This is a genomic window from Streptomyces sp. NPDC048751, from assembly GCF_043198595.1.
In the GTDB taxonomy this organism is placed as follows: Bacteria; Actinomycetota; Actinomycetes; order Streptomycetales; family Streptomycetaceae; genus Streptomyces.
Genome location: NZ_JBICUX010000009.1, coordinates 174,639 through 187,814, shown reverse-complemented (window position 1 = coordinate 187,814; position 13,176 = coordinate 174,639). Strand labels below are relative to the sequence as shown.

The 13,176-nt window shown below is 69.5% G+C and carries 12 protein-coding genes; 10 read left to right on the top strand and 2 right to left on the bottom strand.

Annotation, left to right across the window (positions count from 1 at the left end):
- Positions 1–148 precede the first annotated feature (148 nt).
- From ACGFNV_RS28120 to ACGFNV_RS28095, 6 genes are all read left to right on the top strand, one after another.
- Positions 149–586 (top strand): DUF3052 domain-containing protein, encoded by a 438-nt coding sequence (locus ACGFNV_RS28120; RefSeq protein WP_389429729.1) that lies wholly within the window; start codon positions 149–151, stop codon positions 584–586.
- 128 nt (positions 587–714) lie between these two features.
- Positions 715–1,173, top strand: a complete 459-nt coding sequence (locus tag ACGFNV_RS28115) for a peroxiredoxin (RefSeq protein ID WP_133926641.1) — start codon at positions 715–717, stop codon at positions 1,171–1,173.
- Positions 1,174–1,352: 179 nt separating this feature from the next.
- Complete coding sequence (locus ACGFNV_RS28110; RefSeq protein WP_037669435.1) at positions 1,353–1,928, top strand: calcium homeostasis/redox stress adaptation protein; 576 nt, start codon at positions 1,353–1,355, stop codon at positions 1,926–1,928.
- Between the two features lie 99 nt (positions 1,929–2,027).
- Positions 2,028–2,603 (top strand): TerD family protein, encoded by a 576-nt coding sequence (locus tag ACGFNV_RS28105; RefSeq protein ID WP_133926642.1) that lies wholly within the window; start codon positions 2,028–2,030, stop codon positions 2,601–2,603.
- A 126-nt stretch (positions 2,604–2,729) separates the two neighbouring features.
- The gene (locus ACGFNV_RS28100; RefSeq protein WP_393625982.1) at positions 2,730–3,875 is read left to right on the top strand and encodes a DUF475 domain-containing protein; all 1,146 of its coding nucleotides are present in this window, start codon (positions 2,730–2,732) and stop codon (positions 3,873–3,875) included.
- A gap of 106 nt (positions 3,876–3,981) precedes the next feature.
- Complete coding sequence (locus tag ACGFNV_RS28095) at positions 3,982–4,719, top strand: Tellurium resistance (protein WP_393626406.1); 738 nt, start codon at positions 3,982–3,984, stop codon at positions 4,717–4,719.
- A gap of 48 nt (positions 4,720–4,767) precedes the next feature.
- On the opposite strand, the gene ACGFNV_RS28090 is transcribed toward ACGFNV_RS28095, so the two are convergent.
- Complete coding sequence (locus ACGFNV_RS28090; protein ID WP_393625980.1) at positions 4,768–5,547, bottom strand: TerD family protein; 780 nt, start codon at positions 5,545–5,547, stop codon at positions 4,768–4,770.
- A gap of 199 nt (positions 5,548–5,746) precedes the next feature.
- Between ACGFNV_RS28090 and ACGFNV_RS28085 the strand changes: the two genes are divergently transcribed.
- The 3 genes from ACGFNV_RS28085 to ACGFNV_RS28075 are packed head-to-tail and all read left to right on the top strand — an operon-like array spanning position 5,747 to position 10,387.
- Positions 5,747–6,913 (top strand): HpcH/HpaI aldolase/citrate lyase family protein, encoded by a 1,167-nt coding sequence (locus ACGFNV_RS28085; RefSeq protein ID WP_393625978.1) that lies wholly within the window; start codon positions 5,747–5,749, stop codon positions 6,911–6,913.
- A gap of 52 nt (positions 6,914–6,965) precedes the next feature.
- Positions 6,966–9,575 (top strand): phosphoribosyltransferase, encoded by a 2,610-nt coding sequence (locus ACGFNV_RS28080; RefSeq protein WP_393625976.1) that lies wholly within the window; start codon positions 6,966–6,968, stop codon positions 9,573–9,575.
- Positions 9,575–10,387, top strand: coding sequence for an HAD family hydrolase (locus tag ACGFNV_RS28075; protein ID WP_393625974.1), 813 nt, complete (start codon positions 9,575–9,577; stop codon positions 10,385–10,387). The genes ACGFNV_RS28080 and ACGFNV_RS28075 overlap by 1 nt, the downstream gene beginning before the upstream one ends.
- Positions 10,388–10,413: 26 nt before the next feature.
- Here ACGFNV_RS28075 and ACGFNV_RS28070 read toward each other — a convergent pair whose 3' ends face one another.
- Positions 10,414–10,644, bottom strand: a complete 231-nt coding sequence (locus ACGFNV_RS28070; protein ID WP_133926648.1) for a zinc ribbon domain-containing protein — start codon at positions 10,642–10,644, stop codon at positions 10,414–10,416.
- 316 nt (positions 10,645–10,960) lie between these two features.
- On the opposite strand from ACGFNV_RS28070, the gene ACGFNV_RS28065 reads away from it, so the two are divergent.
- The gene (locus tag ACGFNV_RS28065) at positions 10,961–13,129 is read left to right on the top strand and encodes a transglycosylase domain-containing protein (protein WP_393626405.1); all 2,169 of its coding nucleotides are present in this window, start codon (positions 10,961–10,963) and stop codon (positions 13,127–13,129) included.
- Positions 13,130–13,176: the final 47 nt, after the last annotated feature.

The following is a 13,176-nucleotide window of genomic DNA, read 5'->3' as shown; positions in this document are numbered from 1 at the left end:
TGCGGCGACACGGCCGGGATCGTCACCGTTTCGGCGGTCTGAAACGCCGGGTACTTGCGCGATCCGTCCCGCCCGTGTGGACTACGGCCAATGCTTCGCGCACGCGCGTGGCTGAGATAATCACCAAGACATGATCAGGAGGCAACCCGTGAGCGCGACCGCGGACCACGCGGAGGAGCGGACGAGCCCTGCCGTCAGGCTGGGGTTCCAGCCCGAGCAGGTGGTCCAGGAGATCGGCTACGACGACGACGTCGACCAGGAGCTCCGCGAGTCCATTGAGGAAGTCATCGGCAGCGACCTGGTGGACGAGGAGTACGACGACGTAGCCGACGCCGTGGTGCTGTGGTTCCGCGACGAGGACGGCGACCTGACGGATGTACTGGTGGACGCCACCACGTACATCGAAGAGGGCGGCGCGATTCTCCTCCTCACGCCGAAGACAGGCCGTGATGGGTACGTGGAGCCGAGCGACATCTCGGAAGCCGCTACGACGGCGGGGCTGTCCGCCTCCAAGAGCGTCAGCGTGGGCAAGGACTGGATCGGCAGCCGGCTGCTGACGCCGAAGGCCGCCAAGTCCAAGAGGTAGTTCCCGGCCTCATCTCATCCCCGGACGGGCTGACCAGCTCAGCCCGTCCGCAGGGCCGTCGTGCCGGCTGCGTAGGGTGTTCCCGAGTGTTCTGAACCCGAGCAGCCCACCGAAAGGGAACCACGACGATGTCGATCCAGGTCGGCGACAAGGCCCCCGACTTCGAGCTCAAGGACAACCACGGCGCGAGCGTGAAGCTCTCCGACTTCCGTGGCGAGAAGAACGTCGTCCTGCTCTTCTACCCGTTCGCCTTCACCGGCGTGTGCACCGGTGAGCTGTGCGAGCTGCGGGACAACCTGCCGAAGTTCTCCGACCGCGACACCCAGGTGCTCGCCGTCTCCAACGACTCCATCCACACCCTGCGCGTCTTCGCCGAGCAGGAGGGCCTGGAGTACCCGCTGCTCAGCGACTTCTGGCCGCACGGCGAGGTCAGCCGCGCCTACGGCGTCTTCGCCGAGGACAAGGGCTGCGCGGTGCGCGGCACCTTCGTCATCGACAAGGAGGGCGTGGTGCGCTGGACCGTCGTCAACGCGCTCCCGGACGCCCGCGACCTCGGCGAGTACGTCAAGGCACTCGACGCCCTCTGATCCCCTCAGGTCACCCGTGCGTTCCTTCCGGGCCACCTGAGCCGCCGCGGTCGGCCGACACCTGTGATTCTTCGGCGCCAGGGCCTGCGTGGTGGGGGAACCCGTTACTAGGATCGACACGTTGATCCGATATCCAACGCACGACGGGGCCCCCGCCCCAGGACACCAATGGAGGACTCGTGGGAGTCAGCCTCAGCAAGGGCGGCAACGTATCGCTGACCAAGGAGGCCCCGGGCCTGACCGCGGTCATCGTCGGTCTGGGGTGGGACATCCGCACCACGACCGGCACCGACTTCGACCTGGACGCCAGCGCGCTGCTGCTGAACAACTCCGGCAAGGTCGCCAGCGACCAGCACTTCATCTTCTTCAACAACCTCAAGAGCCCCGACGGCTCGGTCGAGCACACCGGTGACAACCTCACCGGTGAGGGCGAAGGCGACGACGAGCAGATCAAGATCAACCTGGCCGGCGTCCCGGCCGACATCGAGAAGATCGTCTTCCCGGTGTCGATCTACGACGCCGAGAACCGCCAGCAGTCCTTCGGCCAGGTCCGCAACGCGTTCATCCGCGTCGTGAACCAGGCCGGCGAAGCCGAGATCGCCCGCTACGACCTGTCCGAGGACGCCTCGACGGAGACCGCCATGGTCTTCGGCGAGCTGTACCGCCACGGCGCGGAGTGGAAGTTCCGCGCCATCGGTCAGGGCTACGCCTCGGGCCTGCGCGGCATCGCGCAGGACTTCGGCGTGAACGTCTGAGACGCCCGACGGTCTCATCATCCGGCGCCGCACTGTTTGGGTGCGGCGCCGGATGCGCAGGACAACCGAAGAAGCACCACCAAGGGGAGGACCAGCATCATGGGCGTCACGCTCGCCAAGGGGGGCAACGTCTCCCTGTCCAAGGCCGCGCCGAACCTCACACAGGTGATGGTCGGGCTCGGCTGGGACGCTCGCTCCACCACCGGAGCCGCCTTCGACCTCGACGCCAGCGCACTGCTGTGCAACGGCGGGCGGGTGCTGGGGGACGCGTGGTTCGTCTTCTACAACCAGCTCAAGAGCCCGGACGGCTCGGTGGAACACACCGGCGACAACCTCACCGGTGAGGGCGACGGCGACGACGAGTCGCTCCTGGTCGACCTCTCCAAGGTGCCCGCCCACTGCGACAAGATCGTCTTCCCGGTCTCCATCCACATGGCCGACGAACGCGGCCAGACCTTCGGCCAGGTCAGCAACGCCTTCATCCGTGTCGTCAACCAGGCCGACGGCCAGGAACTCGCCCGCTACGACCTCAGCGAGGACGCCTCCACGGAGACGGCCATGATCTTCGGCGAGCTCTACCGGTACCAGGGCGAGTGGAAGTTCCGTGCCGTCGGCCAGGGGTACGCGTCGGGTCTGCGGGGGATCGCCCTCGACTTCGGCGTTGATGTCTCGTAGCGCTTTATGAGCAAAAGGCGGTCCCCTGTGGGCTGCGAAGAGGGCGGGACTAGACTTCAGCTTCAAAGTTTCGTAAAGCCGAGTACGGCGCGGGGGAGACCCGTACACACAGGGATTGGGTAGCCAGTGCTTCTGAAAACCTTCGGCTGGTCGTTCGCGGTCACCGCGATCGGCTTGGTCGCGGCGGTCATCTACGGGGGGTGGGAGGCCTTCGGCATCGTCGCGATCCTCTCCGTCCTCGAGATCTCGCTGTCCTTCGACAACGCGGTGGTCAACGCCGGAATCCTGAAGAAGATGAATGCCTTCTGGCAGAAGATCTTCCTCACCGTCGGTGTGCTCATCGCCGTCTTCGGCATGCGGCTGGTCTTCCCCGTCGTCATCGTGGCGATCAGCGCCAAGATCGGCCCCATCGAGGCCGTCGACCTCGCGCTCAACAACAAGGACCACTACCAGGAACTCGTCACCGACGCCCACCCGGCGATCGCCGCCTTCGGCGGCATGTTCCTGCTGATGATCTTCCTCGACTTCATCTTCGAGGACCGGGACATCCAGTGGCTGCGCTGGCTGGAGCGGCCGCTGGCCAAGCTCGGCAAGGTCGACATGCTGTCGGTCTGCATCGCCCTGGCCGTCCTGCTGGTCACCGCGATGACGTTCGCCACCCACGCCCACCAGCACGGCGGCGCACACGTCGACAAGGCGCAGACCGTCCTGATCTCCGGCATCGCGGGTCTGATCACCTACATGGTGGTCGGCGGGCTCTCCGGCTACTTCGAGGACAAGCTGGAGGAAGAGGAGGAGCGCGAGAACGAGGCCGAGGAAGAGGCCGAACGCAGCGGCAAGCCGCGCTCGGCGGTCCAGCTGGCCGGCCAGGCCGCGTTCTTCATGTTCCTCTACCTGGAAGTGCTGGACGCCTCCTTCTCCTTCGACGGTGTCATCGGCGCGTTCGCCATCACCAACGACATCGTCCTGATGGCGCTGGGCCTGGGCATCGGCGCGATGTACGTCCGGTCGCTCACGGTCTACCTCGTCCGCCAGGGCACCCTCGACGACTACGTCTACCTGGAGCACGGCGCGCACTACGCGATCGGCGCGCTGGCCGTGATCCTCATGGTCACCATCCAGTACCAGATCAACGAGGTCATCACCGGTCTCGTCGGCGTCGTCCTGATCGCCGCGTCCTTCTGGTCCTCCGTCCGCCGCAACCGCGCGCTGGCGGCGGCCGAGGGAAAAGCGGAGAGCCCGGACAAGACTGAGGTCTCGTCCGGGGTATAACACCCACCCGGGTGAGGAACGCTCTGTGCGGGGCGGCCGACGAGGACGTGTCCTCCGGCCGCCCCGCCGGTCTTTTCGAGTGACATGAGGGAACGTGGGGGCGGGAATGGGCTTCTTCGACGGGCTCCTGGGCAGCCGAGCGGCCCACTTCGACTCCGGCAGCGCGGCGAGCAACGCCATCGAGCTGACCAAACGGCACAGCCAGGTCTCCCTCACCAAGCAGGGCGCGGCCACCGGCCACCTGCGCGTCAACCTGAACTGGCGGATGCGGACGTCCGACATCGGCGGCTTCCACCGCGAGAGCATCCTGCGGCACCCCTTCAAGGCACTGAAGCCGCCGGAGGTCGTCGGGCACAGCCAGAGCATGGTCAACGTCGACCTCGACCTGGGGTGCCTGTACGAGTTGCAGGACGGCACGAAGGGGGTCGTGCAGCCGCTCGGGGGCTACCTCGGGGACGTGAATGCGGCGCCGTACGTCAAGCTCAGCGGGGACGACCGGTTCGGGTCGGCGTCCGGGGAGACGATGTACGTCAACCTCGATCATCGCGACGAGATCAAGCGGCTGCTGGTGTTCGTCTACATCTACGACCAGACGCCGGCCTTCGACCGTACCCACGCGAGCGTCACGCTGTACCCGAGCAACGGGCCGCGGATCGAGATAGGCCTCGACGAGCGGCATCCGCAGGCTCGGTCATGTGCGGTGGTGATGATCGAGAACGTGAAGGGGGAGATGCTGGTGCGCCGTGAGGTGAAGTTCGTCTACGGGTTCCAGGCGGAGATCGATCGCTTGTACGGGTGGGGGTTGCAGTGGGGGCGGGGCTACAAGACGCAGGTGGAGCGGTGACGGGCGCCCGGTGAGCCGGGGGCTTGCGCCAAACCCCGCGCCCCTGCCCTAACGCCCGATGAACTGTGGCCCCTGCGGGGGCAGGCGGAAGTCCGGGTTCGGGGCTGTCGTCACCGGCGGCGGATAGCCGTAGCCCGACGGCGCCGCCGTCGTCACCGGGGTCTGCTGGGGGTAGCCGTAGGACGGCTGGGCGGGCTGGGGATAGCCGTACGCGGGCTGGGTCGGGACCCCTGGCGGCTGTTCCGGAGGCAGGGGCTGGGCGGCTGTCGTTGCCGCCGCCGCTTCCGACTCGTCGACCGAGATGCCGAAGTCCGTGGCCAGGCCCTTGAGGCCGTTCGAGTAGCCCTCGCCGAGAGCGCGGAACTTCCAGACGTCGCCGCGGCGGTAGAGCTCGCCGCAGATCAGGGCGGTCTCCTCGCCGGTCTCCGGCTTGATGTCGAAGTAGGCCAGGGGTTCCGCACCGGTGGTCGTGGCGTCGTACAGCAGGATGCGCAGGTCGCGTACGCGGTCGAAGGTGACGCCGTCCGCCGAAGCGACCAGCAGAATCCGGCTGACATCGGGCTCGACACCGGGAAGCTCTGTCTGGATGGTGTCGGTGAGGCCCTCGGCGATCCGCTTCTTGCCGAGCCGCCAGACCTTCCCGGAAGGGTGCCGGGGCTGGTTGTAGAAGACGAAGTCCTCGTCGGAGCGCACACGCCCGTCGGGACCGAGGAGCAGCGCGGAGGCGTCGACGTCCGGAACCCCCTGTCCGGGTGTCCAGCGCAGCACGGCACGTACCGTGGTGGCTTCGAGCGGGACGTTCGACCCCTTCAACATCGCGTGCGTCATGCGGTCATCCTGCCTTCTCGGTCCTGGTCACGACAACGCGGGGGTACGACAGCCGACACAGCCGAGTTACCAGAAATTCATGCCCTGCGGGAACCCCTGACATGGATTGCTACGTACTATTACCGGCCACTCAGTAGACATGTCATCAGCCATGTCGCGGTCCGTTCCACACGCCGTACCGTCTCCACGGGGGAGTTCTATGCATCATTTCGGGCACGTCGCCCCTGAGGTACGGAAGCGTCTCTTCTTCCGGGAGCCGTGCGAGTTCGACTCGAACTCCCCGGCCCGGCTGCTCGCCGCCGCCCTGGGCGCCACGCTCTACAGCCCGGCCACTCGGCCGCGGCTCGCGGACGACATCGTCAAGCAGGCCGACCGCGGCGTGGTCTCGATGGTGCTGTGCCTGGAGGACTCCATCGGCGACGAGGACGTCCCGGCCGGCGAGGAGAACCTCGTCCGCCAGTTCACCGAACTGGCGGCACGCCCGGCGCCCTCGCTGCCGCTGCTGTTCGTCCGGGTCCGCACCCCCCAGCAGATCCCCGACCTCGTGGCGCGCCTGGGCCCCGCCGTCCGACTGCTGTCCGGTTTCGTGCTGCCGAAGTTCACCGAGGAACGCGGCATCCCGTTCCTGGAGGCCCTCGCCGTGGCCGAGGCCGCGAGCGGCCGCCGCCTGTTCGCCATGCCGGTCCTCGAATCGCCCGAGCTGCTCTACCGCGAGTCACGCGTGGACACCCTGGAGGGCATCTTCCGCGCGGTCGACAAGTACCGCGACCGGGTCCTGGCGCTGCGTCTCGGCGTCACCGACTTCTGCTCCTCCTACGGCCTGCGCCGGGCCCCCGACATGACGGCGTACGACGTCCAGGTCGTCGCCTCCGTGATCGCCGACGTGGTGAACATGCTCGGCCGGGCCGACGGCACCGGGTTCACGGTGACCGGGCCGGTCTGGGAGTACTTCCGTGTCCAGGAGCGCATGTTCAAGCCGCAACTGCGCCGCAGCCCCTTCCTGGAGGGGCAGGCCGAGGAACTGCGCGAGGCGCTCATCGAGCACGCCATGGACGGGCTGCTGCGCGAGATCGCCCTCGACCAGGCCAACGGCCTGCTCGGCAAGACCTGCATCCACCCCTCCCACGTGCTGCCCGTGCACGCACTGTCCGTGGTCAGTCACGAGGAGTTCAGTGACGCCCAGGACATCCTGCGGCCGGAACGCTGCGGTGGGGGTGTGCTCAGGTCGTCGTACACGAACAAAATGAATGAAGTGAAGCCGCACCGCGCCTGGGCCGAGCGGACCCTGCTGCGCGCCGAGGTGTTCGGCGTGGCCAACGAGGACATCGGCTTCGTGGAGCTGCTCGCCGCCGGGATCCCCACCTGAGGATCCGGGACCGGAAGGGCCCGGACACCCCGGGCCCCGACACAAGGGACGCATGAACAAGGCAGTGAACAACGGGGAATGGGACGGCACCTGGGTCGCCGAACGGCTCGGCGTCGAACTCGTGGGTGACGACACCCTCAGGGGGATGCTGGGTCTCGCGCTGCGGCGCAACCCCAAGCGGGCCCACCTCCTGGTGTCCAACGTGCTCGGCAAGCACGTACCGCAGTCGCCGTCCGTCGTCTACGGCTCCGGGTTCGCCCTCGGCCGCAGGGTGCGGGAGCTCCTGGGCGACGCCGGGGCGCGGTCCGCGGTCGTCGTCGGGTACGCCGAGACGGCGACCGGGCTCGGCCACTCGGTCGCCGACGGGCTGGGCGACGCGCCCTACCTGCACTCGACGCGCCGGCCGGTGCCCGGGGTCGCGCAGGCCGGCGGCTTCGAGGAGTCCCACTCGCACGCCACCTCGCACCTGCTGCTGCCGGAGGACCAGGCCCTGCTGGCCGGGGACGGCCCGCTGGTCCTGGTCGACGACGAGTTCTCCACGGGGAACACGGTGCTGAACACCGTGCGCGATCTCCATGCGCGGTATCCGCGTCGCCGGTATGTCGTGGTGGCGCTGGTCGACATGCGGTCGGCGGACGACGCCGGGCGGCTGGAGGAGTTCGCGCGGGAGATCGGCGCGCGGGTGGATCTCGTGGCCGCGGCCTCGGGGACGGTACGGCTGCCGGAGGGGGTGCTGGAGAGGGGGCAGGAGCTGGTGGCGCGGTACGAGGTCGAGAGTGCGGCCGAGAGTCGTTCGTCGTCTGCGGGCGCGTCGTGGCCGGTCGTGCAGTTCCCCGCGCCCCTGGAGGGCGAAGGTGGTGCCCCCAGCCTTGAAGCAGACGGCCGAACCAACCCCCTAGGGGCGCGGGGAACTGCGCGACCAGCCCCCACCGGCCCGCAGCCGGACGACAAGCGAACCCCTCCTCACGTGACCCGCGTAGACCTGTACTGGCCCCCCGGCCTCCCCGACGGCGGCCGGCACGGCTTCACCCCCGCGCACCGAATACGCCTGGAGAACGCCCTCCCCGCGATGGCGGCCCGCCTCGCCGAGGCGCTGCCCGGCGGCGCGCGCCGCGTCCACGTCCTCGGCTTCGAGGAGCTGATGTACGCCCCGCTGAGGCTGGCCCAGGAGCTGGAGCGGGCCGTGGACGCCGAGGTGCGCTACTCCACCACCACCCGCTCACCCGTCCTCGCGGTGGACGACCCCGGCTACGCGATCCGCAGCCGCCTGGTCTTCCCCGCCCACGACGACCCGGCCGACGGCCCCGGCGAGCGCTACGCGTACAACGTCGCCGGTGCCGGTTCCGACGCCGTCGTGGCCGTCGTCGACTCGGTCGCCGACACGCCCGCCCTGCACGCGCCGGACGGCCTCCTCGCCCAGCTCGCCGCGCACACCCCGCACGTGCTGCTCGCGGTCGTGCCGTCGTACGTCCCCGAGCCCCTGTACGTTCCCGAAAGGCCCCCCATGCTGCCCGAGCCCCTCCGCGGCCCCGCCTTCTCCTCGTACGCGCCGGAGGAGGTCGGCTGGCTGCTCCAGGACCTCTCGGACGTGACGCTGGAGGCGCCGACCGAGGAGCGCGAGGAGGCCATCCAGAGCGGCGGGGCGCACTACGCGGAGTCGCTGCCGGTGGAGTACCAGCCGAGCGAGCGGTACCAGGAGCTGTTCCACGCGGCGCTGGACGACTCGGCCGCCCGGATCGCCCGGGCCGTGGGTGTGGTCACGGAGACCGTCCTCGCCGAGCGGTCCCCGCGCCCGGTGCTGGTCTCCCTCGCCCGCGCGGGCACCCCGATCGGCGTCCTGATGCGCCGCTGGGCCCAGTTCCGGCACGGGCTGGAGCTGCCGCACTACGCGGTGTCGATCGTGCGCGGCCGGGGCATCGACGCCAACGCGCTGCGCTGGCTGGCGGCCCACCACGAGCCGTCCGACCTCGTCTTCGTCGACGGCTGGACCGGCAAGGGCGCCATCACCCGCGAACTGGCCGACGCGATCGAGGAGTTCGAGAAGAGCGACAACATCACCGGCTTCGACCCGGAGATCGCGGTCCTCGCCGACCCGGGCTCCTGCGTGCGGACGTACGGCACCCGGGAGGACTTTCTCATCCCCTCCGCCTGCCTCAACTCGACCGTGTCCGGGCTGATCTCGCGCACGGTGCTGCGGGCCGACCTGGTGGGCCCGCAGGACTTCCACGGCGCGAAGTTCTACCGGGAACTCGCCGGCGCGGACGTCTCGGTGGACTTCCTGGACGCGGTCTCGGCGCGGTTCGGGGAGGTCGCGGAGACGGTCGACGCGGCCGTGAAGGAGCTGCTGGCGAGCGACCGCAGCCCGACCTGGGAGGGCTGGGCGGCGGTGGAGCGCATCAGCGAGGAGTACGGCATCCACGACGTGAACCTCGTCAAGCCCGGTGTCGGCGAGACCACCCGGGTGCTGCTGCGCCGGGTGCCGTGGAAGATCCTGGCGCGGGCCGGCGCGGGCGCCGACCTCGACCACGTACGCCTGCTCGCCGCACAGCGAGGGGTGCCCGTCGAGGAGGTCGCCGAACTGCCCTACACCTGCGTGGGGCTGATCCACCCCAAGTACACGCGCGGTGCGACCGGTGCCGACGGCAAGGCGGTGACGCTCTGATGCCGGTGCTGGTGGCGAGCGACCTCGACCGTACGCTGATCTACTCCGCGGCGGCCCTCGCGCTGACCATGCCGGACGCGCGGGCACCCCGGCTGCTGTGCGTGGAGGTGCACGAGAGCAGACCCCTGTCGTACATGACGGAGACCGCGGCGCAGCTGCTGACGGAGCTCGGGGACGCGGCCGTTTTCGTGCCGACGACGACCCGGACGCGCAAGCAGTACCAGCGCATCAACCTGCCCGGGCCGCCGCCGAAGTACGCGATCTGTGCCAACGGCGGACACCTGCTGGTGGACGGGGTCACCGACACCGAGTGGCACGCGCGGGTGACCGAGCGGCTGGCGGGCGAGTGCGCGCCGCTGGCCGAGGTGCAGGCGCACCTGGCGGTCTCGGCCGACCCGCTCTGGGTGCGCAAGCACCGCATCGCCGAGGACCTCTTCGCCTACCTCGTGGTGGAGCGCGAGCTGCTCCCGGAGGACTGGGTGAAGGAGTTCGCGGTGTGGGCGGAGAACCGCGGCTGGACGGTGTCGCTCCAGGGCCGCAAGCTCTACGCCGTGCCGAAGCCGCTGACCAAGAGCGCGGCCGTGCGGGAGGTCGCCCGCCGCACCGGCGCGGACCTCACCCTGGCCGCGGGTGACTCCCTGCTCGACGCCGACCTGTTGCTCGCCGGGGACCGGGGCTGGCGCCCCGGGCACGGCGAGCTGGCCGACAGCGGCTGGACGGCCCCCGCGATCAGCGCGCTGCCGGAGCGGGGCGTACTGGCCGGGGAGCGTATCCTGAACGAGTTCCTGAAGGCCTCCAGGGCGCCGCGGTAGGCGTCGGCCGCAGCGGCGGTGTTGTCTCAGCCGCAGCAGCCCCCGCCGCAGCACCCGCCCCCGCCTCCGCCGCCCGCGCGGGGCGCGGGGGCGGACGCCTGTGACGACGCGGTGCCGCCGACCGCGACGGTCGACAGGAGCTTCACGGTGTCGTCATGGCCCGCGGGGCAGGCGGCGGGGGAGGCGGACTCCGCCATCGGACGGCTCAGTTCGAAGGTGTCGCCGCACGTACGGCAGCGGTACTCGTAGCGAGGCATGAGCACAGGTTAACCGGCGCTCCCGGGAACGACCGGAACCCGCGGTTCAGCAGTGTTCGCTTCTGTCCGATACTTGTGAGGAGAAATTGCGAAGATCGCTGGTAATTTGTTAGTGCCGCGAGGAACCGCAACCGGAAGGTCGGGGGGAAGTGGGGGTCCGCAGCCGAGTCCGTACAGACCAGTGCGCGACCGCTGCGTCTACAACCCACGTACGCACCAGTACGTCTTACCTGCGCGAGCAACACCGAATTGCGGAGGGAGACGCGTCGTGACCCAGGACGGGCAGAGGGGGGAGCCCCAGGAGCCCGAACTCACCATGCAGTTGAAGGTTCCTGCCGTCCCTCCGGCGGACGAGACCATGCAGCTGCGGGTACCCCCGGAAGGCTTCGGCATACCCGGGGGCTCGGAGAAGCCCCCCATATCGAGCAAACAGCGCAAATCCCGCAAGGCGCCCCGCCCCTCCGTCCTCGCCCGGCTCGCCACCGCCTTCCGTCTCCGGCTGGCCCCCCTCGCGGCCGTTCTCGCCCCCCTGCTGGCCCGCGCCCTGCCCTACGCGCGCCGTCTGCGGCCCCAGTACCCGCGGCCGGGCCGCGTCGGCTGGCGCCGCTGGGTGCCCTCCTGGAGGCAGTGGCTGGGCGGCTTCTTCGCCTCGATGAGCCTGAGCACCCTCTTCCTCGTCGTCGCCTACGCGGCCACCGACATACCGGACAACCTCAACTCGTACGCCACCCAGCAGGACAACGTGTACTTCTGGGCCGACGGCACCCCCATGGCCCGCACCGGCTGGGTGCAGCGGCAGGCGATGCCGCTGAAGGACATCCCCGAGGACGTCCGCTGGGCGGTGCTCGCGGCGGAGAACGCGAGCTTCTACAGCGACCCCGGCATCTCCTTCAAGGGCCTCTCCCGCGCCCTCTTCCGCACCATCGGCCAGGGCGACACCCAGGGCGGCTCCACGATCACCCAGCAGTACGTCAAGAACGTCTACCTGAACCAGAACCAGACGGTCAGCCGCAAGTTCACCGAGGCGATGATCTCCCTCAAGCTCGACAACCAGATGAGCAAGGACGACATCCTCGAGGGCTACCTCAACACCAGCTGGTTCGGCCGCGGCACCTACGGCATCCAGCGCGCCGCCCAGGCCTACTACGGCAAGGACGTCAGCCAGCTCAACGCCAGCGAGGCCGCCTTCCTCGCCTCCCTGCTCAAGGGCGCCGGCCTCTACGACCCGACTCTCAACAGCGCGAACCGCGCCCGGGCCGTCGAACGCTGGTCCTGGACCCTGGACCGGATGGTCGAGATCGGCAAGCTGTCGAAGGCCGAGCGGGCCAAGTACACGAAGTTCCCCGAGCCGCTGAAGAGCAACCCGCTCTACGACACCGGCGAGCAGACCGACTACCTGGTGGAACTCGCCTCGCAGTACGCCAGGAAGGCCGCGCACCTCTCCGACAAGGACTGGGACCTGGGCGGCTATCAGATCTACACGACGTTCGACCGCAAGCGGGTGACCGCGCTCACCGACGCCGTGACCAAGGCCCGCAAGCAGGCCCTCAAGGACGACCCCAAGAAGGCGAAGGCCGCGCACTTCGGCGCCGCCTCGGTGGCCACCGACGGCCGCATCCTCGCCGTCTACGGCGGTCCCGACCACCGCACGCAGGGCTACAACGAGTCCAACGCGACCACCGTCCCGGCCGGCAGCGCCTTCATGCCGTTCGTGTACGCGGCCGGCCTGGAGAACGGCGTCGTCAAGAAGCGCGACGAGCCCCGCCAGGAGGTCTCCGGGCAGAGCCTGTACGACGGCAACGACGGCGTGCTGGTCACCACCCCGGAGGGGCCCTACTGGGACCGCAACGGCAAGAAGGTCGCCGCGCACAACGACGGCAAGCAGTCCTACGGGCAGATCAGTCTGCACCGGGCCCTCGCCCTCTCCGTGAACACGCCGTTCATGCAGCTCGGCATGGACACCGGCCTGGACAAGGTCAAGGAGACCGCCGAGGCGGCCGGTCTGCTCCCCTCCAGCATGGGCCCGCAGGTGCCCGCGCTGTCCCTGGGCAACTCCACGCCGAGCGCGATCCGCATGGCCGGCGGCTACGCCACCTTCGCCGCCGAGGGACGGCACACCGAGCCGTACTCGGTGCGCCGGATCACCCACAACGGCTCCGCGGTGCCGATGAACAGGCCCGCCGCGAAGCGTGCGGTCGGCGCCGACGTGGCCGAGGAGGTCACCTCGGCGCTCATGGACTCCTACCGCGTCGCCCACCCGGCCGCCGCCGCCACCGCGCCGGTGGCCGGGAAGGCCGGCACCAACGACAAGGACACCGCCTCCTGGTTCGTCGGCACCGCCAAGTCCGTGTCGACCGCCGTCGTGGTCTACCGCATCGACCTCACCAAGAGTCTCGAACCACTGCCGCTCGAAGGCATCGCCGGCACCTCCGCCGACAGCGTCCCGTACGGCATCTGGTCACGTGCCACAAGTCCGGTCGGCTGATCCGGTGGCCGGGCACCGCAACCCCCACTCCCCTCGCAGAATGAGCC

Excerpts from the sequence above, each read along its gene's own strand:
- ACGFNV_RS28085 (WP_393625978.1), top strand. The coding sequence starts at position 5,747 with ATGCATCATTTCGGGCACGTCGCCCCTGAGGTACGGAAGCGTCTCTTC.
- ACGFNV_RS28105 (WP_133926642.1), top strand. The coding sequence starts at position 2,028 with ATGGGCGTCACGCTCGCCAAGGGGGGCAACGTCTCCCTGTCCAAGGCC.
- ACGFNV_RS28095 (WP_393626406.1), top strand. The coding sequence starts at position 3,982 with ATGGGCTTCTTCGACGGGCTCCTGGGCAGCCGAGCGGCCCACTTCGAC.
- ACGFNV_RS28075 (WP_393625974.1), top strand. The coding sequence starts at position 9,575 with ATGCCGGTGCTGGTGGCGAGCGACCTCGACCGTACGCTGATCTACTCC.
- ACGFNV_RS28070 (WP_133926648.1), bottom strand. The coding sequence starts at position 10,644 with ATGCCTCGCTACGAGTACCGCTGCCGTACGTGCGGCGACACCTTCGAA.
- ACGFNV_RS28115 (WP_133926641.1), top strand. The coding sequence starts at position 715 with ATGTCGATCCAGGTCGGCGACAAGGCCCCCGACTTCGAGCTCAAGGAC.
- ACGFNV_RS28065 (WP_393626405.1), top strand. The coding sequence starts at position 10,961 with ATGCAGTTGAAGGTTCCTGCCGTCCCTCCGGCGGACGAGACCATGCAG.
- ACGFNV_RS28080 (WP_393625976.1), top strand. The coding sequence starts at position 6,966 with ATGAACAAGGCAGTGAACAACGGGGAATGGGACGGCACCTGGGTCGCC.
- ACGFNV_RS28090 (WP_393625980.1), bottom strand. The coding sequence starts at position 5,547 with ATGACGCACGCGATGTTGAAGGGGTCGAACGTCCCGCTCGAAGCCACC.